Source organism: Caballeronia sp. A2-2 (assembly GCF_057612605.2).
Window position 1 is genome coordinate 58,606 of record NZ_CM172588.1, and the last position, 26,064, is coordinate 84,669.

A 26,064-nucleotide genomic window follows, 5' to 3' on the forward strand; every position below is an offset into this window, starting at 1 on the left:
CATGCGTGCCATCTCAACGAAACATCGCGACCAGAAAATCGGACTCCGACTCGAATGAAAAACAAACGAAGCTGGGCGTTTCCGCTTAATGCCGCTGTCTGGATGAGCGTCAGTGTCACAGGTCTGGGATTGCTGGCGGGATGCGCCACCCAGAAGCCGCCGGAAGCGCAGGCAAGCGTCGGCTGGGTCAAGGATCAGGTCGCGGATGCCTACACGTTCGGCTTTCCGCTCGTCGCCTCGGATATCGCGCGCGAACGCGCCAGCGGCAACGGCGCGCAACCGGGACAGGTGCCCGTCAACACGTTCCGGCATTCGATTGCCTTGCCGCCGGTCGGCGCGGCCGGCTGGCCGAGCGTCGATACGCTGGAATCGTCCGCGTGGCTCGATATTTCCGCCGATCCGGTGATCGTCGCGCTGCCCGCCGCGCCGCGTGGCCGCTATCTCGACACGCGCGCCTTCGATGCCTGGACCAACGTGCTGTATTCCAGCGCCGACACCACGCCCTATCCGAAGATGCAGTTGATCGCGTTCGTGCCGGCCGGTTTCACGGGCACGGTGCCCGCCAACGCCACGCGCGTGGAGACGCGCACGCGCTATGTGCGACTGTCCGTGCGCGTGCGCGTGAACGGTCAGCGCGACGTGCGCGAGGCGCGCAAGCTGCAAACCGCCATGCGCATCGACACGCTGACGCCCGCGAAAGGTTCGGTCGCCGATCCGACGCCGGTGGTCGCGAGCGCGTGGGGCAGTGCATCGGCGCAGACGCCGCCAGTGCCGTCGCTGCCCGCCGCGCCGCCGACCGCGACGCCCGGCGTGCAGGCCGAATCGCTCGATGCGAATGCTTTCTTCGCACGCCTCGCCCGTTCGCTCGACGACAATCCGCCCGCCACCGACGACCAGCCCGCCATGAACCGTCTGGCCGATCTGGGCGTGAAGCCCGGCGAGCCGGTGCAGTTCAAAACCGCTGACGCGCCCGTGCTCGTCTCCGGTCTCGCCGATGGACGCGAGCGGCTCGCCACGCCGCCATCGAACGCGATTGCGAAGAACGGCTGGACCTGGTTCGGCGATGGCGTCGGCATCTACGGAACCGACTACATGCTGCGCGCGTATCTGGCGCGCCGTCAGTTGGGCACGACGACCAAGGAAGGCGAACTCAAGCCGGTCGCGAACGTGGACAGCGAAGGCCACGCGCTCAACGGCGCGAACAGCTACGTGATGCATTTCCCGGCGAATCAGCTTCCGCCGGTGCGCGGCTTCTGGTCGATCACGGCGTACACGAAGGATGGCGCGCTCGTCGACAACAAGCGCGCGCGCGTGGCGCTCACCGACCGCGACCGTCTGAAGAAAAACCGCGATGGTTCCATCGACGTGTATGTGTCCTCGGCGTCACCCGGACGCGCGCATGCGGCGAACTGGCTGCCCGCGCCCGGCGGCGATTTTCTTCTGACGATGCGCCTTTACGCGCCACGTCCGGAGGCCAGCGACGGCACGTGGGCGCCGCCCGTCATCGCACGTCAATGAAAGCTTGCAACGTTTTGTCCTAATTGCGATTGCCGATGCGCAATTGACGAACGTGTGCCGCAAACCGCGTCGTATACTTCACCGCATCACCGCTCTCAGGACTGCGGCGTGACGCGGCGTGCGGGTCGATGCGCCGCTCAAGCGTCGCCGCACGCATCGAATGGCAAGCGTCACCAAGTCTTCACTCGCCACGGCGGGACAAACGTTGCGCGGCGTGGTTCACGCGCGGCGCACACGGCGCATTTTCATTGGGCTGATCATTGCCTTTCTGGTGATCGGCCTGCTCGGCTTTTTCGCCGCGCCGCCCATCATCCGGCATGTCGCCGAACAGCAGTTGACGAAGCTGCTCGACCGGCCGGTGAGCATCCGGCGTATCGGCTTGAATCCGTACACGCTGGATTTTGAAGCCGATGGCGTGCATATCGGCGAATCGCAGGCCAATCTCGCGAAAGCGCCCGGCAGTTCGCCGGATTTCGCGGATGTGTCGCGGCTGGTCGTGCGGACATCGTGGTCGTCGCTGTTCAGGCTCGCGCCGGTCGTAGGCGAACTGAAGATCGATTCGCCGCGCTTCAGTCTCGTTCGCTATGACGCCGGGCATTTCAATTTCTCCGATCTGATCGAGAAGTTTTCCAGGCCGTCTTCGCCGCCTTCTTCCAAGCCCGCGCGTTTCTCCGTGTCGAACATTCGCGTGGAAAACGGCAGCATCACGTTCGACGATCGCGTGAAGAAAGCGAAGCATGTCGTCGATCGCGTGGCGCTCGGCATTCCGTTCATTGCGACGCTGCCTTCGGCTACCGATATCTTCGTGACGCCGCTGTTGCAGGCGCGGATCGACGGCTCGCCGTTGCTCGTGAAAGGGCGCACCAAGCCGTTCTCGGAGTCGCGCGAGTCGGAAGTGGCGCTGTCGCTCGACGATCTCGACGTGCCGCAGATCGCTTCCTACGCGCCGGATTCCGTGCCCGTCGCGGTGAAGAGCGGCAAGCTCTCCACCGACCTCAACGTGCGCTTCGCGCTGGCGGGCGATACGCCGACCATCCATATCGACGGCAGCGCGGATCTCGCCGATCTCGCCGTCACGGATCGCGCGAATGCGCCGCTCGTCTCGGCGGGCAAGCTGCATGTGAAGATCGCGGATGCGGAGCCGTTGCGCAGCGTTTATCGGCTCGATGACATCACGGTGTCGAATCCGGATGTGCGGCTTTCGCGGGATTCTTCAGGTGTGTTGAATGTGCAGAAGCTCGCGCCTGCGCCGTCGCCTGCGCAGAAACCGGCTGACGAAAAAGAATCCGCACCGCTCGATCTGTCGATCAAGCACGTCGGCATCGACGGCGGCAAGATCGCCTTCGACGATCGTTTGATGAAAACGCGCGCGCAACTCGCGCTGACGGACCTCGGCGTGACGCTCGACGGTTTCTCGACGCTTGCGAAAACGCCCGCGCGATACACGCTGAAGACGAAGGTCGATCAGGGCGGCGCGCTCGATGTATCGGGCAACGTCGCGCTCGCCGCCAAAACCGCTGACGCGAAGATCGCGCTGAATGCGCTGGCGCTGCCGCCGTTGCAGCCGTACATCGCGAATTCGGTGGCGGCGAAGGTGACGAGCGGCACGCTCGGCGCGGATTTGCCCATTTCCGTGGACTGGTCGAAACCGGATGCCGCCGTGCAGGTCGGCGCGGGCGACGTGAAGCTCGAATCGCTCACGCTGGTGCCCAATGCCGAGGCTGCCGCGCCCGTCAAGCTTGCTTCAGCGGTCGCGAAGATCGATAAGGTCGATGTCGCCGCGCGGCAGGCGTCGCTTTCGAGCGTGCAGGTGTCCGGCCTCGCGCTCGATGCCACGCGCCGCAAGGATGGCAGCATCGATCTGGCCGCGCTCGCCGGGCCGCACGAAGCCGCGCCGGAGCCGAGCGCCACGCGCAAGATTCAGAAGGCGCAGGAAGCGGGACCGGCGTGGCACTACAAGATCGCCGATATCGCGCTCTCCGATTCTTCGGCCAACTTCACCGACGAAACGCCCGCACGGCCGATGAAGCTGCGCGTCGCGCCGCTCGCCGTCCACGTCAAACAGTTCAGCGACGATCTGAGCAAGCCGCTCGACATCGACGGCAAGCTCACGCTCAACGGTCGCGGTTCGCTCGGCGTGAGCGGCAATGTCACGGTGAATCCGCTCAAGCTCGCGCTGCATGTGAAAGGCGATCAGGTCGATGTCTCCGCGTTCGAGCCTTACTTTGGCGACAAGCTCAACGTCGATATCGCCAGCGCGAACCTCAACGCCAATGGCGATGCCACGCTTTCCGGCACCGGCAAATCGCTCGCCGCGACCTACAAGGGCGATGTATCGCTCACCGATGTGCGCATGCTCGACAAGGCGAGCAACGATCGTTTCGCGGGCTGGAAGCTGCTTGGCTTGACCAACCTGAAGGCGAGTTACAGCGAGCGCGGGACGGACGTGGACGCGGCGCGCATCACGTTCTCGAATTTCTATGGCCGCGTGCTGCTCGATGCGCAGGGCAAGCTCAATCTCAAGGGCGTGGTCGCGGGTGATAACGCGCCAACGCAGCCGTTGACGCATGAAAAAACGAGCGCACCCGCTCAGGCTGCTGAAAAAACCGGCCCGCCGCTCAACATGCGCTTCGGCGAACTCGTCTTGCAGAACGGGCGCGTTACTTATACCGATAACTTCATCAAGCCGAATTACACGGCGAATCTGGTCGCGATCAACGGGACCATCGGTGCGTTCGGCACACATTCGACTTCGCCCGCGCCTGTCGATGTATCGGCGAAGCTCGCGGCGAACGGGCCGGTGGCGATCAAAGGGCAGGTGAATCCGCTGATCGCGAAGCCGGCGCTCGATCTCACGGCGACCGCGCACGATATCGAACTCACCAATCTCACGCCGTATTCGTCCAAGTATGCGGGGTATCCGATCACCAAGGGCAAGCTCAACGTCGATCTGCATTACTCGCTCGCCGACGACAAGCTCTCCGCGAACAATCACTTGTTCATCGATCAACTCACGTTCGGCGATCACGTCGACAACACAACCGCGACGAAGCTGCCGGTGCGGCTCGCCATTTCGTTGCTGAAGAATTCGCGCGGTGAAATCGACGTGAACATTCCCATTTCCGGGTCGCTGAACAATCCGGAGTTTTCGATTGGCGGGCTGGTGTGGCAGGCCATTCTGAATCTCGTGCAGAAGGCGGTGACGGCGCCGTTCACCTTGCTTGCGCACGCGTTCGGCGGTGGCGGCGGCGAGGATCTGAACTACATCGAATTCGATGCAGGTTCGGCCAGGCTCAACGATGCCGCGCAGAAGAAGCTGGAGACCATCGCGAAGGCGTTGGCGGACAAGCCCTCCGTCAACGTCGATGTGACGGGCCGCGCCGATCCCAAGGTCGATGAGCCCGCATTGCGCACGGCGTGGCTCGATCAGCAGGTCAAGCGCGCGAAGGTGCGCGATATGTCGGGCAATGGCGAGAATGTCGATTGGGCTTCGGTCAAGGTATCGGATGCGGATTACGACAAGTATCTGAGCAAGGTCTATAAATCGGCGGACTTCAAGAAGCCGACGAATTTCATCGGCATGACTAAGTCTGTGCCTGATGCCGATATGAAAGAGGCGCTCACGAAGAACGCGCCGGTGGATGAAGGCGCGCTGCGGGCGTTGGCGCAACAGCGCGCGCAGGCGGTGCAGGAGTATTTTGATGGGAAGATCGATAGTAAGCGGATTTACACGGTTGCGCCGAAGGTGAGTGCGGACGATATCAAGGATAAAGGTGCGACGACGCGGGTGGATTTGGGGTTGAAGTGATGAAGGGGCTTAGGCCATTTGGACGATCTATTTGAAACCAGGAATGCAAACTAACATGGGCGATACCGACAATTCAAACGAAGACGGGAATCAGCCGATGGGAACACCTTATGACAGGGATGTAGTGGCGTGGGCCGAAGAACAGGTCGCGTTGCTACGTGCGGGGAAGCTTGCGTCCATCGATATCGAACATATCGCGGAGGAAATCGAGGACGTGGGCAAGAGTCAATTACGCGAGTTGGGGAGCCGGATGTCCGTGCTGCTCGCCCATTTGCTTAAATGGCAGTTTCAGCCGGGGCGACGAAGCAAGAGCTGGATAAGCACGATTAAAACACAACGCAAGGAAGTCACCTATGTGCTGGGCGAGGCGCCAAGCCTCAAGCGCAGATTCGACGATGCCCAATGGCTCGATCTCGTCTGGTCGAAAGCACGCAATCAGGCGGAGGCGGAAACGTCCATCGACTTCGATGAGTTCCCGGAAATGTGCCCGTGGCCGATGGATTCGGTCTTGAATCCTGAGTTTTTACCCGAGTGACTAGAGGCGCTACTTGCGCCTTTTCGAGCCGTTTATTTGTAGACAGCAGCACTCGTCTTAACATAACAGACAGTGTTCGGTTTTGCTGCCGTTGTCGGCTTGATTTTAGCTTTACGAAGTGAGGGTTTTGTTGTTCTCTTGTGCAAGGGGCTGCTGGTGTTTGTGTTGTTTATTCAGTAGCCGCCTTCCCGGCGGGGGGGTAACTTTCTTTGCTGCTGCAAAGAAAGTCACCAAAGAAAGCAGCTTTTTACCCCATGCACGATGGCTGGAGAGGGTTGGTCTGGATTAAACGATGCAGTGGCCGCAATAGGACTTCACACGCATCACGAGCCGCTTAGGCAACCTTGCGATTACGCGCTCGAAGTCTCAACGCTTAGTGGTCCGCGCTCATTCTTTCGGCCATGCGCTGCGCGCGCCGAGAGCCTTAGAACGGAACCCCGCAGCGTATTAGCGCCCAGCTACCTCACACCTTGCCGCTATGTCGTTATTCGGCCCTACCTTGGTAAGTGCCTCCGGGCAAAGCGCACACACCAACGCAAGTCACCTTTTAGTCGGAGCACTAACCAAGGTAGGACTGAATAGCAATCTTGCGGGGAAGCGTGATGTGGCTGGGCGCTAATAGGCTGCGGGATTCCTTTCTAAAGCTCTCGGCGCGCGCAGCGCATGGCCGAATGAATGAGCGCGGACCACAGAACCAAGACGAATCGAGCGCGCAATCGCGAGGTTGCCTAAGCGGCAAGTTATGCGTGGCAAGTCCTATTGCGGCCAATGTATCCGTTAATCCAGACCAACCCCCTCCAGCCAGCGTGCATGGGGTAAAAAGCTGCTTTCTTTGGTGACTTTCTTTGCAGCAGCAAAGAAAGTTACCCCCCCGCCGGGGAGGCGGCTACTGCAATAAACAACACAAACAACAGCAGCCCTTTGCACGACATATAGACCGCAGCGCAAGACCAGACAAAACAGAGAAGCCGACACCGCCGCTAACCAATACAACTCACCCGACCCGCACCCGCCCCCAAGCGGCTCATAAAGCCGCACCCCCCTCAATGCGCCCCCGAAGCCGCCCCACCACCCCCACCCTTCGCCACCTTAGTAATCCAGATCAACGGAATGATCAGTATAAAAATCACCGCCGAGATCAGAAAAATATCATTCAAGCCCATCATCGCGGCCTGTGTATTCACGGTGAAGTTGAACATGCCGCGCGCCTGCGCCGTACTCACATCGAGCGTGGATTGCGACATCCCGAGCGACTGCATGAACGTCGGATTGTAGATATTCGCCTGCTCGGTCAACCGCTCGTGATGAAGCGCGATGCGGTCATCCCAAGCATTGCCCGCAAGCGATGTCCCCACCGCGCCACAAAACACGCGCGCGAAATTGGACAAGCCCGCCGCCGCCGGAATGCGCGAAGGCGGCAGACCGGACAGCACGATGGCCGTGAGCGGCACGAAGAACATCGCCATCGGGATGCCTTGGAGAAGCGTGGGCAGCACGAGATGCCACGTATCGATCTCGATCACGTATTTCGAGCGCAGCCAAAACACGAACGCGAAGCCGATGAACGCCATCGTCGCGATGATGCGCGCATCGCTGCGCGGCAGGACCTTGCCCATCACCGGCGCAAGCATCACCGCGAAAATGCCGAGCGGCGCGGTGACGAGACCGGCATCGACGGAACGGTAGTTCAGGTACTGCTGCATCCATTGCGGCAAGAGCACGAGATTACCGAAGAACACGCCGTATGCGACGGAAATCGCTACCGTCCCGCCGAAGAAGTTGCGCCCCATGAATAGCCGCAGATCGACCACCGGATTCTGCTCCGTCAACTCCCACACGACGAAGAACGCGAACGAAATGGCCGCGACGATCCCCAGCACCACGATCACCGGCGATGAAAACCAGTCGAGGTCGCGCCCCTTGTCCAGCATGATCTGCAGCGACGCCACCCACGAAACCAGCAAAAACAGGCCGACGACATCGATCGGCGCGCGCCGCGTCTGCGATTCGCGATCGCGGTAGATCATCCACGTGACGCCCGCCGCGAAAATGCCCACCGGAATGTTGATGTAGAAGATCCACGACCACGAATAGCTGTCGGTGATCCAGCCGCCGAGTGCGGGGCCGGCAATCGGGCCGACGGTCGCGGTCATCGCCCAGAGGGAGAGCGCCATCGACGCCTTCTCTTTCGGATACGAGCCGAGCAGGATGGCTTGGGAGAGCGGAATCAGCGGCCCGGCGACCGCGCCTTGCAGCACGCGCGCGACGAGCAACACCGGCAGATTGGGCGCAAGCCCGCACAGCCACGAAGACAGCACGAACATGAGAATCGCGCCGACGAACAAGCGAATTTGCCCGAGCCGCTGCGTCAGCCAGCCGGTGAGCGGAATCGAAACCGCATTCGATGCCGCGAACACCGTGATGACCCACGTGCCCTCGTTGACCGACACGCCGAGATTGCCGGAAATGGTCGGAATCGCCACGTTGGCGATGGACGAATCCAGCACGTTCATGAAGGTGGCAAGCGCTACCGCGAAGGTGGCGAGCACGAGCTTGCCGCCTTCGAGCGGCGGTGGCGAGGCGGGCGCGGCTTTGGGCGGTGTCGGTGTGCTCATGCGGCTCGCTGGCAAGGGGTTGAGTTGTCAGTTTGCCTGTGGTTGGGAAAAGTTGCTGAACAGCCGCCCTTGGCTCTCACTTCGCCGAAATATCAATATCCCCCAAATACTTCTTAGCGAACTTATCGATGGTCCCATCCGCCTTGACCTTCTCGATCGCCGCGTTGAGCTTCGCCTTCAGCGCGTCGTCGCCTTTACGGATGCCATAAGCAATACCGCTCCCCAGAATCTTGTCATCCCTCACCGGCGCGCCGACGAACGAAAACCCCGCGCCATCCGGCTTAGAAAGAAACCCACTCTGACCCGCAGGCGCAAGCACCAACGTCGAATCTAATCGCCCCGACTTCAAATCCGCATAAACCTGATTCTGGTCCTGATACGGCACGACCTTCACGCCCTCGTTCTCCCAATGCGCCTTGGCGAACGTCTCCTGAATCGAGCCTTGCAGCACGCCCACGCTCTTGCCCTTGAGCGATGCAGACGTCGGCTCGATCCCGCTGCCCGTCCTGGCAATAAGCTGCGTCGGCACGCGATACACCACCGTCGTGAAATCGATCGCCTGACGGCGCTGCGCGGTGGCGTTCATCGCGGAATTGATCGCGTCGAACTTGCGGCCTTGCAGCGCGGGAATCAGACCATCGAACGAGGTTTCGACCCACTTGCACTGCATCTTCGCGGCGGCGCACACGGCATTGCCGACATCGATATCGAGCCCTTGCAACTCGCCGCTCGCCGCTTTCGATTCGAACGGCGGATACTGCGCTTCCAGCCCGTAACGCAGCGTGTCGGCAGCATGCGCGAAGGAACAAGCGGCAAATAGAGCGATCAAAACGGATTGCTGTTTCATCGTCGTGGTCTCCGAATAAGTATCAAATCGCGCAAAGGCGGCGCGCGCCTTCGATCAGCGTGTCGTCGTCCTTGGCGAAGGAAAGGCGGATCACGCGGTTGTCGGTGCCGTCGGTATAGAAGGCGGACAGCGGAATGGTCGCGACGCGCGCCTCGCGAATCAGCCGCAGCACGAAATCGCTGTCGGGTTCGTCGGAGATCGCGTGGTAACGCGCCAGCATGAAAAAGCTGCCCGCGCTCGGCATCAGTTCGAAACGCGAACCGGCGAGCGATTGCGCGAGCAGATCGCGCTTGTGCTGATAGAACGGACCGAGATTGAGGTAACTGGATTCATCGGCAAGTGCTTCGGCGAAGGCCATTTGCATCGGCGTATCGGCGGAAAAAGTCATGAACTGATGGATCTTGCGGATCTCCGTCATCAGTTCGGCGGGCGCGAGGCAATAGCCCACGCGCCAGCCCGTCACGTGATAGGACTTGCCGAACGACGACACGATCACGCTTCTTTCCGCGAGTTCGGGATAACGCGCCATGCCGTGATGCAGCGCGCCGTCGAACACCACGTGTTCGTACACTTCGTCCGACAGCACGACGATCTTCGTGCCGCGCGTGAGCGCCGTGAGCCGCGCGATGTCGGCGTCGTTAAAAGCGCTGCCCGTGGGATTGTGCGGCGAGTTGATGAGGATCATGCGCGTGCGCGGCGTGATGGCGGCAGCTACTTCGTCCCAGTCGATGCCGAAGTTTTCCGCCGAGAGCTTGATCGCCACGGGCGTCGCGCCTTGCAGTTGCACGATCGGCGCATAGCTGTCGAACGACGGCTCGAAGTAGATCACCTCGTCGCCGGGATGCACGAGCGCGCTGATGCTCGCATACAGCCCTTCGCTCGCGCTCGCGACGACCGTCACTTCGGTGCCCGGATCGTAGTGCGCGCCGTAAAGCTTGCGCGTTTTTTCGGCGATGGCCTCGCGCAACGCGAGCACGCCGGACATCGGCGAATACTGGTTATGTCCGGCCCGCATGGCTCGCTCGACGCCATCGATGAGCCGCGTGTCGCACGCAAAATTCGGCGCGCCTTGCGAGAGATTGAGCGCGTGATGTTCGTCGGCCAGTTGGCCGATCACGGTGAAAATGGTCGTGCCGACGCTCGGCAGCTTCGATACGGGAATGCAGGCGCTTCGCACGGCGGCGTCTCCGGTGGCTTGATCCATGATGACAGTCGACCATTCCAGCGCTTCAAAAACACGCGGACAATCGAAACTTTGTCATACTAGCCATGCACGCAGAACATGGCTTAATTACGATGAAACCATTGCCTCCGCTCGACCTGCTCGACACTTTTCTTGTCGTCGCCCGCAAGCTCAATTTCACGCGCGCGGCGGAAACGCTCAATCTCACGCAAGGCGCGGTGAGCCGTCAGATCGCGGGACTCGAAGCGCATCTGGGTTATGCGCTGTTCGTGCGGCAGGCGCGCGGTCTCGCGCTCACGCAGCAGGGCGCGCTGCTCGTCGCGCCGTTGCAGCAGGCGTTCGCGCAGATCGGCGAGGCGCTGGCGAAAGGGCAGGCACAGTCCGGCACCTTGCGCGTGAAGTGTCCGACCTGCGCCATGCGCTGGACCTTGCCGCGTGTCATCCAGTTGCAGAACGAGCGGCCCGAACTGGTGATCGAAGTGACGGCCTCCGTGTCGCACGGCGTCGATTTCAGCGGCGAACAGTTCGATGCTGCCATCGTCTTCAGCACGGGCGACATGCCGGAGTCCAAAGGACTGGTCGTGCAGCCTCTGTTCGATGAAGTGCTCACGCCGGTGTGCGCGCCGCAACTCTGGAAGTCACGACGCGGCCACGCGCCGACGCCCGGCGATCTCGCGGGCAAGACGCTGCTTCATCCCACGCGCGACCGGCGCGACTGGCTGCTGTGGCTGAAGGCGTACGGCTATCCGGGTTTGCCGTCATCGAAAGCGCAGCATTTCGACACGCTCGATCTCGCGATGTCGTCCGCCATGCAAGGCTTGGGCGTGACTATCGGCGATGTTTCGCTCATCGAAGAAGATCTGAACGCGAAACGCGTGATCGCGCCGTTCGAATTGCGCGTGACGAGCGGCGCGAAATACTTTCTCGTTTATCCCGAACGTCCCGCGCCCACGCCTGCGCTCGAACAATTCGCGCGATGGCTGACGGAAGAGGGTGCATCGACGCAGGAACGGTTGAGGGCATCCGCGAATATGCGCACTACGAACTAATGAAAATACGCGCCGTATAGTGTGGAAATCCCGTAGACGGAATCGGTTTTCCCGAAGGCATCCAGAAGGGTTACCCACACTAGAATCTTCGTGATCGGACGATGCCTGTCATGCGAACAGGCCGTTCGGTTCATCGACGGAGATTCCTGAGTGCGGCTCAGATCCTTCGCCCATTTGTTGTCATCGTGGCGGCAGTTTATCGGCGGCTTCACGTTCAGCCTGCGCGCGCGCTTGCTGTTGTGGCTGCTCGTTCCGCTCGCGCCGTTCGTCGCGGTGACCTTGATGGTGTCGCACGAAGTCGCGCGGCAGACTGCGGACATCATGCAGGATGCGTCGCTGCTGTCCTCCGCGCGCACCATTCTCGAATCCGTTCAATGGGTGGATGGCCGGCCCGCCGTCACCGTGCTTCCTGCGTTCGACGAGCTGGCCGACTCGCCGGGACAGGACCGGCTCTATTACAAGGTTGTCACCGCGGACAACGCGCTTCTGGTCGGCGCGCCCGGCCTCACGGTGCCCGAGCGCGATCTCAGACAACCGGTTTTCTACAACTGCCATTACGACAACGCGCCCGTGCGCGCGGTCGCCTTCGCGCGCGAGCTTTACAACGACGGCTTGCAGGAACCGGTGACGGTGGTCGTCGCGCGAACGCAGAACGCGCGCCGCGCGACGCTCGGCCATCTGTGGCGTCCGCAATTGCTCGGCGAATTGTTGATGCTCGTGCTCGTGACGGTTCTCGTGCCACTGGGCCTGGCCGTCGAACTCACGCCGCTCATTCGTCTCAAGGACGATGTCGCCGGCCGCAAGCCCATGCAGATCGAGCCGATCCGCGCAACCGGCTTGCCACGCGAACTCGGGCCGATCGTCGATGCGATCAACCGTTGCATCGCGGAAATCGAAACGCACACGCAGACGCAACGCCAGTTCGTCGCGGATGCCGCGCACCAACTGTGCACGCCGCTCGCGCTCATCGACACGCAGATTCAGTTCGCGCACCGCACGACCGACTGCGCCGCGTCCGGCAAGGCGCTCGACGGCGCGCGACGCAGCATCCACACGATGAAGGCAATGACCAGCCAGCTATTGCTGCTTGCGCAGGCGGAATCCGCGCCTGTGCGCAGCGGTGCGCGCACCGATCTTGCCGCCGTGACGGCCTCCGTGCTGGAAGAACTGATCGTCGCGGCGCAGGCGCGCGATATCGATCTCGGCGCGGAATTCGAGCCGCACACCTGCGTCGCGGGCGATGCCGCGTTGTTCACCGCGCTCGTGTCGAATCTCGTCGATAACGCCATCCGCTACACGCAAGCAGGCGGATGCGTGACGGCGGTGGTGCGTCGCGCGGGCGCGTTCGTCGTGCTCGAAGTGATCGACAACGGACCGGGCATCGCCGCCGAATGGCACGCGCGCGCGTTCGAGCGCTTCTGGCGCGGCGCGAGCACGGTGGAAGGCAGCGGGCTGGGCTTGCCCATCGTCCGCGAAATCGCGCAACGGCATGGCGGCACAGTCGAACTCGGGCCGGGCCGACATGGTGCGGGGCTCACCGTCGCCGTGCGTCTGCCTGTCTGCAACGAACCAGAGACAAGAACCTCGCGATGAAACTCCTGCTCGTTGAAGACAACGCCGAACTGGCACACTGGATCGTGAACTTGCTGCGCGCGGATGCCTTCGTCGTCGATCATGTGACGGCCGCCGAAATTGCCGATGCGATCCTCAAGCGGCAAAGCTACGACGTGCTGCTGCTCGACATGCGTCTGCCCGCCATGAGCGGCAAGGAACTGCTCACGCGCCTGCGCCGCCGTGGCGATGGCGTGCCCGTGCTGATGCTCACCGCGCACGGTTCCATCGATGACAAGGTGCACTGCTTCGCCGCCGGCGCGGACGATTTCGTCGTCAAGCCGTTCGACGGGCGCGAACTGGTCGCGCGCATCAAAGCGGTGACGCGGCGCAAGTACGCGACCGATAACGTGCTGCTTATCTGCGGCGATCTTCAATATCTGTTCGATACGCGCGAGTTTCTCTATAAGGACGAACCGTTCGCTTTGCGCCGCCGCGAGCACGCCGTTCTTGAAGCGCTGATGTTCCGTCAGGGCAAGACTGTCTCGAAGGCGACGCTGATCGAAAGCGTGTTCTCGCTCGACGATATCCCGAGCGCGGATGCCATCGATATCTACATTCACCGTCTGCGCAAGCGGCTCGCGGAATCGAGCGCGCAGATCATGACCTTGCGCGGGCTGGGCTATATCCTGCGCACGCGTGAATTCTGAAACGATCCGCGACGATCGTGCACCGCGCTCGGTAGACATCCCTATGACATGTTGGATCGTGCGATAGCGCGTTGAAGGATTCGACTGTTTAGCATGAATCGTCGTTTCCAAAATCGATCAAAGACGGCAACGGGGCATTCGAGGCGGTGTGTGTGTGGAAGCATCGGTCTGCTTTCTGGGCTTTCCGGAAGACGTGATGTCGTTCGTCTTGCTGGGCGTGGTCGTGCTCGCGTCGATCGGGCTGTCGTACTGCGTGCTGGCTCGATATGTCGGCGCATGGCACGTAGCCGACGAGGACCGCTCGCACGATGCACGCGGTTCGCTGTTCACGTCCAACTGGTTCTTCTTTTTCGACGCCTTGCTGTGTCTGTTTGCGTTACTTGGTCTGATCGTTTGTCTCTGAATCATTTCGGCCATTTCACTCTTCCGATCCCATCATGCAAAACACCAGGAAAGCCATGTCCGTGAAACCCGCGCGTCAACGCAATGCCAAGGTGTACTGGCTACCGATACCACGCCGCGATGCCGAGATGATCGTGCTGCAATATCGCATCGCGATAGAGAACGTGCGTCATGGCCGCGCGGGCAAACTGGAGGCGCAATGTCTCGCGCAGGCGGTGCTGCTCGCCAACATGCTGACCGTGATGGGTTACGGCAAGCTGGACAAGAACGTCATCCGTGAAGCCGAAGAAGATGTGCTTACCATGCTGGAACGTGGCGGCAAGACGGGCGTGTGGCAGTTTCCTTTGGAAGGGCTGTCACGTCTCATCTCGGTGGTGAACGAACACGACCGGCAATTGCGTGAAGTGCATCTGGCGGCGTTCGTGCAATGCAACGAACGCCTGAAGGAGATGGTGGATTCGGTGCTGCGCACGACCGCGCCGGAGGCCTGAACAGCGCGGTCGTCTGCAAAGTGCCGCGCTTACATGCCGTGCTTGGTCTCGACGGATTCCCACTGTCCGTTCTTGACCTGATACAGCGTGGATGACGCGTTCTTCAGCGCGCCGTTGCTGTCGAACGCGATCGGTCCCGTGATGCCATCGAAGGAAATGGCCTTGAGCACCGGGCGATAGACTTTCGGATCGCTGGAACCGGCTTTTTGCATCGCGTTGATGGCGGCCCACGCGGCGTCGTAACCGAACGGCGCGTAAGAAAGAATCGCCACGCCGAAGCGCTTCTGGAACTTGTCGGCGAAGGCCTTGCCCTGCGGCAGTTTGTCGAGCGGGCTGCCGTATTCCCACGCTTGCGCGCCGTCGGCGGCATCGCCCGCGAGCTTGAGGAAGTCGGTGTCCATCACGCCGCCGCCGCCCACGAACTGCGCGGTCATGCCCAGTTGCTTCATGCGCTTGACCACCGCCGCGGCTTGGCGGTCGAGGCCGCCGAAAAAGATCAGGTCCACGTTGGCCGATTTCAGGCGTGTGAGCTGCGCGCTGAAATCCACGGTCTGGTTATCGCTGAATTCGCGCGCGACGATGTTGCCGCCCTTCGCCTTCACCGCTTTCTCGAACTCGTCGGCTTCACCTTGCCCGAACGCCGTCCGGTCATCGATGATGCCGATGCGCTTCGCCTTGGTCGTCGTCACCGCGTAGACGCCTGCGTTGCCGGCGTTCTGGGCATCGCTCGAAATCACGGTGAAGACGTTTTCCAGACCGCGCGTGGTGATGGTCGGATTGGTCGCGGCCGGATCGATCACCGGAATGCCCGCGCTGTTGTAGACCGGCGAGGCGGGCAACGTCGTGCCGGAGTTGAAGTGGCCGACCACCACGGCTACGCCGTCATCGACCAACTTTTGCGCGACCTGCACGCCGACGCGCGGGTCGGCCTGATCGTCTTCCGCCTGAATCTGGAAGTTGGCCGTCTTGCCGCCGATGCTGATTTTCTTCGCGTTGGCTTCATCGAGCGCGAGTTGCACGCCGTTCTGGAGATCCTTGCCATAGCCTGCGTTCGCGCCCGTCAGCGGCGCGGCGAAACCGACCTTGACGGTCATATCTTCGGCATGAGCGGCGAGCGGCACGGCAGCGAACGTCGCCGTGGCGCACGCCACCAGCCACGCCGATGCTTTCATGGGGATACGCATGGTTTCCTCTCCTTATTGATCTGTTGATTCGCGGTGGCCTTTCAAGGAACTGCACGGCCATCGAATGGAACCTCATCGGTCCGGCAGCGGACATGCGCAATTTAGGGAGCCAAATTGGCCGCGTCTTGTGGTTAAGTCGCGCGCGCGATGCGGATTTCGGCACAGCCCTTATCCGGCGGGATCGCAGACTCGGCGCGGCTGAGCGCGTTTCGTGCCGCGCGGGCACGCGACGATTCACGCCCATTTATCTGACCGGTCATTTCGATGGTGCTTGACAAAGTGCATATGCACTAATAGCATGTAACGCATGACTTCCGACTCATCTCCTCTCGATTGCCATTGCTTTGCCATTCGTCAGGCCGCCCGCTACGTGTCGCAAATGTACGAGCGGCATTTGAGCGAAATCGGGCTGACGTCGGCGCAGTTCACGCTCATGGCGTCGATCGGGCGCAGGCCCGGCGTGCTCATGGCCGAACTCGCCGATACCATGGTCATGGACCGCACCACGCTCGTCCGCGCCTTGAAGCCGTTGCAGCGCGATGGTTTCGTCGAAGCCGCGCAGGAACTGGCGAATTCGCGTGCCGTCGGTTTGCGTCTAACGGCGGCAGGCAAGGACATATATGCGAAAGCGGCCGTGCAATGGCGCGCGGCGCAGGCGGAATTCGAACAGAAATTCGGCGATAAACGCGCGAAGGCGTTGCGTAAATCGCTGTTCGAACTGACCGCGACGGAATGAGTCGAGCCTGATCGGGCCTGCGCGACGCGGGCCTTTTTCATGTCATCGACAGTGTATATGCACTTTTTAAATTTAACGGAGCCATCATGCAGATCAAAGGAAAGGTCGTACTCGTCACCGGCGCCAATCGCGGGCTCGGCAAGCAATTCGCGAAGTCGCTTCTGGAAGCGGGCGCGGCGAAAGTTTATGCAGCGGCGCGCGATCCGGGCAGCGTGAACATTCCCGGCGTGGTGCCCGTGCGGCTGGATGTGACGAATGCCGTGGATATCGCCGAAGCCGCCGCCGCGTATGGCGATGTGCAAGTGATCGTGAACAACGCGGGCGTGTCCACGCGCAGCCCGCTGACCGATCCCGCCACCACCGCCGACGTGCGCGGCGTGATGGAGATCAACACCTTCGGCGTGCTCAACGTGACGCAGGCATTCGCGCCCGTGCTCAAGCGCAACGGCGGCGGCGCGGTCATCAACGTGCTGTCGGTGCTGACGTGGGCTGCATTGCCCGATGGCGGCGCGTATCACATCTCGAAGGCCGCGGCGTGGGCCGCGACCAACGTGTTGCGCACCGAATTGCGCGGGCAGGGCACGCTCGTGGTGGCCGTGCATCCCGGTTTGATCGATACCGACATGACCGCGAAGATCGACGCGCCGAAGGTGACGACCGAGCACGTGGTGAACGAAGTGCTGGCCGCCGTCGCGAAGGATCAGGAAGAAGTCTTCGTCGATGACACCGGCCGCGCCATCAAGCAATCGCTCTCCACGGACAAGCCGATTTACATCACCGGCATTCCCGGTTGAGCGAATGCCTCCGAAGTTTCACGACTTCTTCCCGACGCCGGACGCCGCTTCCTGCACGTCCGGCGGGAAGTCGCTGAACTCCATCACCTGCCGAATCTCGATGGTCTCGTTGTTCGATCCCGGACAGCGCCGCGCCCATTCGATGGCTTCCTCGCGCGATTTCACATCGATCATCCAGTAACCGCCGAGCACTTCCTTGGCTTCGGCAAACGGGCCATCGACCACGCGCGGCTTGCCGTCCTGAAAGCTCACGCGCGCACCCATCGACGGCGGATGCAAACCATCGAGCGCGAGCAGGACGCCCGCCTTCTGCAATTCTTCGTTGTACTTGCCCATCGCGACGATGGCGTCGGCTTCGGGCATCGTGCCGGGAGCGGCGGACTCGTAGCCGTGGGGGATCATCAGCATCATGAAGCGCATGGGGTTCTCCTTGAGGATGTCATCGATTGGAAAGCGGTAATCGCACCGCTTCGACCTTACGACGAGCAAGATGGCACGAGTTCGACACGTTCCCACGCTATGAGTCTTAGGCGTTTATCCCTATCCTTTTCCAGTTGCCTTCCCTCCCCACAAACACAAATAATGTAATCCATTACATCTCCCACGCCCGACCCGGCGCGAAGCATGTCCGATACCGTTCGTCCACGCGAGGAAGTATCGATTGCCGACGTCGCCGAGCGCGCGGGCGTCTCCGTCGCCACGGTATCGCGCGTGCTCAACGGACATACGAACGTGCGTCAGCCAACGCGTGACCGCGTGCTGGCCGCCGTGGCCGCGAGCGGATATCGCATCAACGAACTCGCGCGCAATCTGCGCACCGCCGAAAGCCGTCTCTTGCTGACGATGGTGCCGGACTTCGGCAATCCGTTTTACGCCGCCATCGTGCGCGGCATCGATCTGGTCGCGCGGCAAAACGGCTACTACATGCTGCTGTGCGATACCGGCGCGGACCTCATGCGCGAACGCAGTTATTTCGATCTCCTACGCGGACGCCGCGCCGATGGCGCCATCTGTCTCGATCCCGCCGCCGTGCAAAAGGCGCTCGCCGAAGAAGCCTCGCGCCTGCCGTGGGTCGCGTGCTGCGAGTTCGATCCGGCGGGAGGCGTGCCGTATGTCGGCATCGATAATCATCGTGCGGCGGGGGACGTGGTGCGCTATCTCATCGCGCGCGGACATACGCGCATCGCGCTCATCAACTCGGGGCAAGGTTATCTGTACGGACGTGCGCGTCTTGCCGGTTATCTCGATGCCATGAAAGACGCCGGCCTGCACGCGCATGCCGCCTGGCAGATCGAACTCAACAGCCTAGATTACGATGCAGGCGGCCACGCCGCCGCGCAACTGACCATGCTCGGCGCGGCGCGTCCCACCGCGATCTTCGCGGTATCGGATACGCTTGCCATCGGCGTGATGAACGGTCTGCGCGGCACGGGCCTGCGCGTGCCGGAAGACGTCGCCGTGGTCGGCTTCGATGACATCGCGGTCGCGGCGCACGTCGATCCGCCGCTCACCACCGTCTCGCAGCCGATGCAACTGCTCGGCGAAACCGCCGCCAATCTCCTGCTGCGGCGTCTGCGCGAACCGGACGCGGATGTGCCCGGCGTGCTGCTGCCGCATCGGCTGATCGAACGAAGGAGCGCGTGAGGATGAGTCTTGCCGTGCGTTTCGAAGGAATCGAAAAACAGTTCGGGCCGGTGCGCGTGCTGCATGGCGTGAGCTTCGATCTCGCGCCGGGGCGTATCGTCGGATTGCTTGGCGAGAACGGCGCGGGCAAGTCCACGCTCATGAAGATTCTCGCGGGCTACGAACGCGCGAACGCGGGCACCTTGTTCATCGACGGCACGCCGCGCACGTTCTCGAATTCGCGCGATGCCGAGCAATCCGGCATCGTGCTGATTCATCAGGAATTGAATCTCGCGGATCATTTGAGCATCACGCAGAACATGTTTCTCGGGCATGAACTGCGCAAAGGCTATTTTCTCGATGAACCTTCGATGCGCGAATCCGCCCGCGCGCAGTTGAACGAAGTTGGCTTGTACAAGAACCCGGACACGCGCGTGCGCGATCTGATCGTCGCGGAAAAGCAGCTCGTCGAGATCGCGAAGGCCATGTTGCGGCGCGCGCGTCTGCTCATCATGGACGAACCGACGGCCACGCTCACGCCCGCCGAAACGCAGCGTTTGTTTGCTTTGATGGCGCGCTTGAAGGAAGCGGGCACGACCATCGTTTATATCTCGCACAAGCTCGACGAAGTGGAGCGCGTGACGGATGAAGTCGTCGTCATGCGCGATGGCCGCTTCGTCGCGCGCGCGCCGACGGACACGCTCACGCGTCAGCAAATGGCCAACATGATGGTCGGCCGCGAAGTCTCCGACATGTTCCCCGAGAAACCGCCGCTCGCCGATGACGCGCCCGTCGCGCTCAAGGTCGAACAGGCGTCGGTGCCGGGTTGGGCGGAAGGGATCAGCTTTTCCGTGCGCCGCGGTGAAGTGTTCGGCTTCGCGGGCCTGGTCGGCGCGGGCCGCACGGAATTGTTCGAGGCGCTCGTCGGTTTGCGCAAGATGGGCGCGGGCAGCATCGTGATCGATGGTGAAACCGTGAAGCTCAAAACGCCGCGCGATGCCATGCGTCACGGCATCACGTATCTGAGCGAGGATCGCAAGGGACGCGGCCTGCATGTGGACATGGCGCTCAAAGACAATCTCACGATGATGACGCCCGAACGCTACGCGCATCCGCTGTTGGATTTTCGGGCGGAACGGTATGCGCTTGGCATCGCCATGCAAGAATTCGGGATTCGCACCGGCAACGCGGCGAACCGCGCGCGCATGCTCTCCGGCGGCAATCAGCAAAAGCTCGCGCTCGCCAAGTTCCTGCATCCCGATCCGCGCGTTGTCGTGCTCGACGAACCCACGCGCGGCGTCGATGTCGGCGCCAAGCGCGACATCTATTTTTTGATTCACCGCCTGGCCGCCGAAGGCCGCGCGGTGATCGTCATTTCCTCCGAACTGATCGAGCTGATCGGCCTGTGCCATCGCGTCGCGGTGATGCGCGCGGGCGAACTGGTCGCCACGCTCGGCATGGACCTTCTGACCGAAGAGAGGTTGATCGCGCATGCGACCGGCACACACTGAAGACATCGAAAGCGAGAGCCGGCTCTCCGCCTTTGCGCGCGTGCTGTTCGGCATCGGGCCGCTGCTCGGTTTGATCGCGTTGTGCGTCGCGGGCACGCTGCTCAACGGCGATTTCGCCACCTTCGACAACGCGATGAACGTGCTTCAGCGGACGTCGTTCATCGGCATCATCGCGGTGGGGATGACCTTCGTCATCATCTCGGGCGGCATCGATCTGTCGGTCGGGTCGATGGCCGCGCTCATCGCGGGCAGCATGATCTACATGATGAACGCGCTGTTGCAGGGCTTTCATGGGCATGCGGTGCCGCCGTTGCTCATCATCGCGTTGGGCATCGTGCTGGCGCTCGTGCTCGGCGCGTTGTTCGGCTTCGCGCATGGCGTGCTCATCACGAAAGGGCGGATCGAGCCGTTCATCGTCACGCTGGGCACGCTCGGCATCTTTCGCGCGCTGCTCACATGGCTCGCGGATGGCGGCGCGCTCACGCTGGACAATTCGCTCGTCGATCTTTACGGGCCGGTCTATTACGCGAGCATTCTGGGTATTCCCGTGCCGATCTGGGTGTTTCTGATCGTGGCGCTCGGCGGCGCGCTCGTCCTGAACCGCACGGTGTTCGGGCGGCATGTGCAGGCGATCGGCTCGAACGAACAGGTCGCGCGCTATGCCGCGATCAACGTGGATCGCGTGAAGATCGTCACGTACGTTCTGCTCGGATTGTGCGTGGCGGTCGCGACCGTGCTCTACGTGCCGCGTCTCGGTTCCGCGACGCCGACCACCGGCATTCTCTGGGAACTCGAAGCCATCGCGGCCGTGGTCGTGGGCGGCACCGCGCTCAAGGGCGGCGAAGGGCGCGTGATCGGCACGATCATCGGCGCGATCCTGCTTTCGGTCATCAACAATATTCTGAACCTGACGAGCATCATCAGCGTGTATCTGAACGCGGCGGTGCAGGGCGCCGTGATCATTGTCGTGGCACTCCTGCAGCGTGGGCGTCGTTAATCAGGAAGGCTTATAAACAGGAGACAACATCATGAAACAACTGGTACGCGCGCTCGGCGCGCTCACGCTGGCGGCGAGTGCGTTTGCTGTCACGCCGTCTGCATCCGCTGCGGACAAGGTGGTGCTCGGCGTCGCCATTCCGACGGCGGATCATGGCTTCACGGGCGGCATTGTGTGGTGGGCCAATGAAGCGAAGAAGGAACTGGAGAAGGCCAATCCCGATCTCAAGGTGATCGTGAAGACGGCGGCGAGCGCGTCCGAACAGGCCAATCAGATTCAGGATCTGGTGACGGTCAACAAGATCAACGCGCTGGTTATTTTCCCGCAGGAATCGGCCTCGCTCACGCAGCCGGTCATGCAGGTTCACAAGAAAGGCGTGTATGTGACGGTGGTGGATCGCGGTTTGACCGACACCAGCGCGCAGGATGCGTATGTGGCCGGCGACAACACCGCGTTCGGCAAGATTCCCGCCGAATATCTGGCGAAAGCGCTCAACGGCAAGGGCGATATCGTCGCGCTGCGCGGCATTCCGACCACGCTGGATAACGAACGCTGGACCGCTTTCGAAGGCGTGCTGAAGGGCTATCCCGACATCAAGATTCTGGATGCGAAGTATGCGAACTGGAATCGCGACGACGCCTTCAAGACGATGCAGGACTATCTCACGCGCTTCAAGCATATCGACGCCGTGTGGGCCGCGGATGACGACATGATGATCGGCGTGCTCAAGGCGATCGATCAGGCCAAGCGCACCGACGTGAAGATCGTGTTCGGCGGCGCGGGTTCGAAGGACGCCGTCAAGCGCATCATGGATGGCGACGCGCGCACGCCTGCCGATGTCTCGTATTCGCCGAAGTTCATCTACGACGCGATCAAGCTGACCGCCGAAGCGCGCCTGAAGGGCGAGAAACTGCCCGCGACGACGATCATTCCTTCGGTGCTCATCACCAAGGACAACGCGAAGCAGTTCTATTTCCCGAACTCGCCGTTCTGATGTTCAAGGCAGCCGGTCATGTGAAGCATCACGCATGACCGGCTTTTTATTTTCGAGGCGAACGATGAAGACCATCAAGGGCCCCGCGATCTTTCTCGCGCAATTCATGGGCGACGCCGCGCCGTTCGATACGCTCGGCAATCTGGCGTCGTGGGCCAAAGGACTGGGTTACGAAGGCATTCAGGTGCCGTGCGATCCGCGTCTGATCGATCTGGAGAAAGCCGCGACGAGCGATGCCTATTGCGACGATATTCGCCGCACGGCGGAAGATGCGGGCGTGGCGATCACCGAGTTGTCGACGCATTTGCAAGGGCAACTGATTGCCGTGCATCCCGCTTACGACACGCTGTTCGATGGCTTCGCCGCACCGCATGTTCGCGGCAATCCCGCTGCGCGCACGGAATGGGCGATTGCGCAGTTGAAGCAGGCGGCGGCGGCATCGAAAAGATTGGGATTGAATGCGCATGTGACGTTTTCGGGCGCGTTGGCGTGGCCTTATGTTTATCCGTGGCCGCAGCGTCCGGCGGGACTCGTCGAGGCTGCGTTCGAGGAACTCGCTGCGCGCTGGCGGCCCGTGCTGGATGAGTTCGATCGTGCGGGGGTGGACGTTTGTTATGAGCTTCATCCCGGCGAAGATCTGCACGATGGCGTGACGTTCGAACGCTTTCTCGAAGCCGTGGACGATCATCCGCGCGCGAATATCCTGTTCGATCCGAGTCATTTCGTCTTGCAGCAACTCGATTATCTGGCGTTCATCGATATTTATCACGCACGTATCAAGGCGTTTCATGTGAAGGACGCGGAGTTTCGTCCGAATGGCAGGCAAGGCGTGTATGGCGGTTATTCCGGATGGGTCGATCGCGCCGGACGCTTCCGTTCGCTCGGCGACGGGCAAATCGATTTCAAGGCCGTTTTCTCGAAGATGGCGCAATACGATTTCGCGGGCTGGGCCGTGCTCGAATGGGAATGCGCGCTGAAGCATCCCGAGGATGGCGCGCGTGAAGGCGCAATCTTTATCCGCGATCACATCATCCGCGTGGGCGAGCGTGCGTTCGATGATTTCGCGGACAGCGGCGCGAGCCGCGAGCAGATGCGCGGTCTTCTCGGACTCGGAGATTCGCGATGAAACGCGTGCGGCTCGGCATGGTCGGCGGTGGCGAAGGCGCGTTCATTGGCGCGGTGCATCGCATGGCTGCAAGGCTGGATGATCGTTATGAGTTGCTTGCGGGCGCGTTGTCGTCCGATCCGCAACGCGCGAAGGCGAGTGCGGAAGCGGTCGGTCTTGCGCGTAGCTACGACGATTATCGAGAGATGGCGCGCATCGAGGCGGGATTGGCGGATGGTATCGAGGCGGTGGCGATCGTCACGCCGAATCATCTGCATGCGCCGATTGCCACCGCGTTTCTCGAAGCCGGTATTCATGTGATCTGCGACAAGCCGCTTGCCGTGTCGCTGGAAGAAGGCGAGGCGCTGGCCAAGCTCGCACGCGAGAAGGATCGCGTGTTCGCGGTGACGTATACGTACACCGGTTATCCGCTCGTGCGGCATGCGCGCGGCATGGTGAAGCAGGGCTTGCTGGGCGATATTCGCGTCGTGCAGGTCGAATATGCACAAGACTGGCTTTCGCTGCCGGTGGAAGAACAGGCGAACCGTCAGGCGGTATGGCGCACCGATCCTGCGCTGGCGGGTCCGGCGGGTTGTCTCGGCGATATCGGTACGCATGCGTATCAGCTTGCCGAATATGTCACGGGGATGCGGCCCGTTTCGCTATCGGCCGATGTCACGACGTTCGTTCCTAACCGGCGCGTGGACGATCACGTTCAGGCGATGCTTCGGTATGCCAACGGTGCGCGGGGGATGTTGTGGGCGAGTCAGGTTGCGGCGGGCGAGGAAAACGCGCTGCGTTTGCGTGTGTATGGGACGAAGGCGGGGCTGTCGTTCGATCAGCAGACGCCGAATGAGTTGTGGTTCACGCCGATTGGTGGTGCGTCGCAACGCATCACGCGCGGGCGTGTGCAGAGTCCCGAAGCGCTGCACGCGACGCGTGTGCCGGCGGGGCATCCGGAAGGTTATGTGGAAGCGTTCGCGCAGGTTTATACGGATGCGGCGGAATGTATCGCGCGTGGGACCACGCAAGGGGATGAATGGTTGACGACGGTGGAGGATGGGGTGGAGGGGTTGAGGTTTGTTCGGGCGGTTTTGGAGAGCGGTGATAAGGATGGGGAGTGGGTCGCGCTGAATTGACCTTCTGCATGGCTGAACTTCAGCCGAACTCTGCCGCGAGTCAACGACTTTTCCGGCGTGCGATGCTAGGCTACGAGCTTTCTCACTTGCAACTCTTCTATCGTGGCCGAAGCGCAAATCAATCCGGCGATTCTGACTTGGGCGCGTGAGCGTTCGGGGATCGACGTGCGTGCTTTGGCCGACAAACTAGGAACCGATTTCGATCGGGTTATGTCCTGGGAAAACGGCGAGCGCAAACCGACTTTCCGACAAGCGAAGCGGATCGCCGACATTACCCATATTCCATTCGGCTATCTGTATCTTGCTTCGCCTCCCAACGAACAGTTGCCCATTGCGGATTTCCGAACGGTCGGCGATGAACCGGTCAAGCCGCTCGGCGCGGACTTTCGTGAACTGCTCAACGAAGTCCTACGCAAGCAGGCATGGTTCAGGGAGTACCGCCAGCAACAGGACGCCCCGCCTCTCTCCTATGTCGCCCGTTTCCGTTCGGACGCATGCGCCCCGGCGGAAGTCGCAGAGGACATGATGCTCACGCTGGGCGTCACCCAGCAAAGTCGCCTCGATAGCCGAAATTGGGAAGATTATCTGCGAGCCTTGATCGATCGAATCGAAGAGGTGGGCATTCTCGTGATGCGTTCGGGCGTCGTGGGAAACAATTCTCATCGGCCGCTCTCGGTCGATGAGTTTCGCGGCTTCGTTGTGTCGGACACGCTTGCACCGGTTGTTTTCTTAAACGGAAGAGATGCGAAAGCTGCGCAAATCTTCACGTTGATTCATGAGCTTGCACATATCTGGATCGGGGTGAGCGGCGTTTCCAATGAAGCACTCGGTGCTGCATCGGCTCGGAGCGCTGCCGTCGAAAAGTTCTGTAACTCCGTTGCGGCCGAATTTCTCGTCCCTGCGCAAGCGCTACGCAATCGATGGAACAGCAAAAGCGAATTTGCCTCGCAGGTCAAGGAACTCGCGCGGGATTTCAAAGTGAGTAGCGTCGTGATCGGGCGGCGAGCCGTCGAACTCGGACTCGCCAACTGGGACACATTTGGTCGTTTCTATCAGGCAGAGCGTGCAGCGTGGGAAGCGGCTGCCGCGCGGCGATCGGGCGGCGGAAACGCCTATAGAACATCGGCGGTCAGAAACAGCAAACTTTTGACGCGAGCCGTGTTGGAAGCCGCGCTCGAGAGACGCATGCTGTTGCGCGATGCGGGCAGCTTGCTCGGCGTCGCGCCGGGAAATTTGCGCAGGCTTGCGAATAGCATTAACGGAGACAAGTGA

At 61.6% G+C, this 26,064-nt stretch carries 22 protein-coding genes; 17 read left to right on the plus strand and 5 right to left on the minus strand.

Annotated features, from left to right (window positions below; all coding sequences use genetic code 11):
- Positions 1-54 precede the first annotated feature (54 nt).
- The 3 genes from ACZCWR_RS16530 (at position 55) to ACZCWR_RS16540 (ending at position 5,861) form a co-directional block, all read left to right on the plus strand.
- Positions 55-1,518 carry a DUF1254 domain-containing protein gene (locus ACZCWR_RS16530; protein ID WP_487304076.1) on the plus strand — a complete coding sequence of 488 codons (1,464 nt, stop codon included), beginning with the start codon at positions 55-57 and terminating at the stop codon, positions 1,516-1,518.
- A 160-nt stretch (positions 1,519-1,678) separates the two neighbouring features.
- A complete protein-coding gene (locus ACZCWR_RS16535; RefSeq protein WP_487304077.1) occupies positions 1,679-5,326 on the plus strand; it encodes a DUF748 domain-containing protein in 3,648 nt (1,215 codons plus the stop codon).
- A gap of 97 nt (positions 5,327-5,423) precedes the next feature.
- Entirely contained in the window at positions 5,424-5,861 is a 438-nt protein-coding gene (locus ACZCWR_RS16540) for a DUF29 domain-containing protein (protein WP_487304716.1), read from the plus strand.
- A 1,043-nt stretch (positions 5,862-6,904) separates the two neighbouring features.
- Here ACZCWR_RS16540 and ACZCWR_RS16545 read toward each other — a convergent pair.
- The 3 genes from ACZCWR_RS16545 to ACZCWR_RS16555 all read right to left on the minus strand — a co-directional run bounded on the left by ACZCWR_RS16545 (position 6,905) and on the right by ACZCWR_RS16555 (position 10,500).
- Complete coding sequence (locus tag ACZCWR_RS16545; RefSeq protein ID WP_487304078.1) at positions 6,905-8,476, minus strand: DHA2 family efflux MFS transporter permease subunit; 1,572 nt, start codon at positions 8,474-8,476, stop codon at positions 6,905-6,907.
- A gap of 76 nt (positions 8,477-8,552) precedes the next feature.
- The gene (locus ACZCWR_RS16550; RefSeq protein ID WP_487304079.1) at positions 8,553-9,323 is read right to left on the minus strand and encodes an ABC transporter substrate-binding protein; all 771 of its coding nucleotides are present in this window, start codon (positions 9,321-9,323) and stop codon (positions 8,553-8,555) included.
- Between the two features lie 22 nt (positions 9,324-9,345).
- Complete coding sequence (locus ACZCWR_RS16555) at positions 9,346-10,500, minus strand: methionine aminotransferase (RefSeq protein ID WP_487304717.1); 1,155 nt, start codon at positions 10,498-10,500, stop codon at positions 9,346-9,348.
- Between the two features lie 119 nt (positions 10,501-10,619).
- Here ACZCWR_RS16555 and ACZCWR_RS16560 point away from each other — a divergent pair, with 119 nt between their 5' ends.
- The 5 genes from ACZCWR_RS16560 (at position 10,620) to ACZCWR_RS16580 (ending at position 14,709) form a co-directional block, all read left to right on the plus strand.
- The gene (locus tag ACZCWR_RS16560; protein WP_487304080.1) at positions 10,620-11,555 is read left to right on the plus strand and encodes a LysR substrate-binding domain-containing protein; all 936 of its coding nucleotides are present in this window, start codon (positions 10,620-10,622) and stop codon (positions 11,553-11,555) included.
- Positions 11,556-11,753: 198 nt separating this feature from the next.
- Positions 11,754-13,148 carry a sensor histidine kinase gene (locus ACZCWR_RS16565; RefSeq protein WP_487304718.1) on the plus strand — a complete coding sequence of 465 codons (1,395 nt, stop codon included), beginning with the start codon at positions 11,754-11,756 and terminating at the stop codon, positions 13,146-13,148.
- Positions 13,145-13,816, plus strand: coding sequence for a response regulator (locus ACZCWR_RS16570; protein WP_487304081.1), 672 nt, complete (start codon positions 13,145-13,147; stop codon positions 13,814-13,816). The genes ACZCWR_RS16565 and ACZCWR_RS16570 overlap by 4 nt, the downstream gene beginning before the upstream one ends.
- 154 nt (positions 13,817-13,970) lie before the next feature.
- Positions 13,971-14,219 carry a hypothetical protein gene (locus ACZCWR_RS16575; RefSeq protein ID WP_487304082.1) on the plus strand — a complete coding sequence of 83 codons (249 nt, stop codon included), beginning with the start codon at positions 13,971-13,973 and terminating at the stop codon, positions 14,217-14,219.
- A gap of 55 nt (positions 14,220-14,274) precedes the next feature.
- On the plus strand, positions 14,275-14,709 hold the full coding sequence (locus tag ACZCWR_RS16580; RefSeq protein WP_487304083.1) for a Fis family transcriptional regulator: 435 nt from the start codon (positions 14,275-14,277) through the stop codon (positions 14,707-14,709).
- Positions 14,710-14,738: 29 nt separating this feature from the next.
- On the opposite strand, the gene ACZCWR_RS16585 is transcribed toward ACZCWR_RS16580, so the two are convergent.
- Positions 14,739-15,893, minus strand: a complete 1,155-nt coding sequence (locus ACZCWR_RS16585; RefSeq protein ID WP_487304084.1) for a branched-chain amino acid ABC transporter substrate-binding protein — start codon at positions 15,891-15,893, stop codon at positions 14,739-14,741.
- Between the two features lie 307 nt (positions 15,894-16,200).
- Here ACZCWR_RS16585 and ACZCWR_RS16590 point away from each other — a divergent pair, with 307 nt between their 5' ends.
- Positions 16,201-16,629, plus strand: a complete 429-nt coding sequence (locus ACZCWR_RS16590) for a MarR family winged helix-turn-helix transcriptional regulator (protein WP_487304085.1) — start codon at positions 16,201-16,203, stop codon at positions 16,627-16,629.
- Between the two features lie 86 nt (positions 16,630-16,715).
- Complete coding sequence (locus tag ACZCWR_RS16595) at positions 16,716-17,423, plus strand: SDR family oxidoreductase (RefSeq protein WP_487304086.1); 708 nt, start codon at positions 16,716-16,718, stop codon at positions 17,421-17,423.
- A gap of 18 nt (positions 17,424-17,441) precedes the next feature.
- Here the strand turns inward: ACZCWR_RS16595 and ACZCWR_RS16600 are convergent, their stop codons facing one another.
- Positions 17,442-17,843, minus strand: coding sequence for a YciI family protein (locus ACZCWR_RS16600; RefSeq protein ID WP_487304087.1), 402 nt, complete (start codon positions 17,841-17,843; stop codon positions 17,442-17,444).
- Positions 17,844-18,047: 204 nt separating this feature from the next.
- Between ACZCWR_RS16600 and ACZCWR_RS16605 the strand changes: the two genes are divergently transcribed.
- The 7 genes from ACZCWR_RS16605 (at position 18,048) to ACZCWR_RS16635 (ending at position 26,064) form a co-directional block, all read left to right on the plus strand.
- The gene (locus ACZCWR_RS16605) at positions 18,048-19,067 is read left to right on the plus strand and encodes a LacI family DNA-binding transcriptional regulator (RefSeq protein ID WP_487304088.1); all 1,020 of its coding nucleotides are present in this window, start codon (positions 18,048-18,050) and stop codon (positions 19,065-19,067) included.
- A 2-nt stretch (positions 19,068-19,069) separates the two neighbouring features.
- Positions 19,070-20,557 (plus strand): sugar ABC transporter ATP-binding protein, encoded by a 1,488-nt coding sequence (locus tag ACZCWR_RS16610; protein ID WP_487304089.1) that lies wholly within the window; start codon positions 19,070-19,072, stop codon positions 20,555-20,557.
- Positions 20,538-21,554 (plus strand): ABC transporter permease, encoded by a 1,017-nt coding sequence (locus ACZCWR_RS16615; protein ID WP_487304090.1) that lies wholly within the window; start codon positions 20,538-20,540, stop codon positions 21,552-21,554. Before ACZCWR_RS16610 ends, ACZCWR_RS16615 begins: the two co-directional genes overlap by 20 nt.
- A 31-nt stretch (positions 21,555-21,585) precedes the next feature.
- Positions 21,586-22,548: a substrate-binding domain-containing protein gene (locus ACZCWR_RS16620; RefSeq protein WP_487304091.1), complete on the plus strand. Its 963-nt coding sequence runs from the start codon at positions 21,586-21,588 to the stop codon at positions 22,546-22,548.
- 64 nt (positions 22,549-22,612) lie between these two features.
- Positions 22,613-23,674: a sugar phosphate isomerase/epimerase family protein gene (locus ACZCWR_RS16625; RefSeq protein ID WP_487304092.1), complete on the plus strand. Its 1,062-nt coding sequence runs from the start codon at positions 22,613-22,615 to the stop codon at positions 23,672-23,674.
- Positions 23,671-24,792 (plus strand): Gfo/Idh/MocA family protein, encoded by a 1,122-nt coding sequence (locus ACZCWR_RS16630; protein ID WP_487304093.1) that lies wholly within the window; start codon positions 23,671-23,673, stop codon positions 24,790-24,792. Before ACZCWR_RS16625 ends, ACZCWR_RS16630 begins: the two co-directional genes overlap by 4 nt.
- A gap of 102 nt (positions 24,793-24,894) precedes the next feature.
- Positions 24,895-26,064, plus strand: coding sequence for an ImmA/IrrE family metallo-endopeptidase (locus ACZCWR_RS16635; RefSeq protein ID WP_487304094.1), 1,170 nt, complete (start codon positions 24,895-24,897; stop codon positions 26,062-26,064).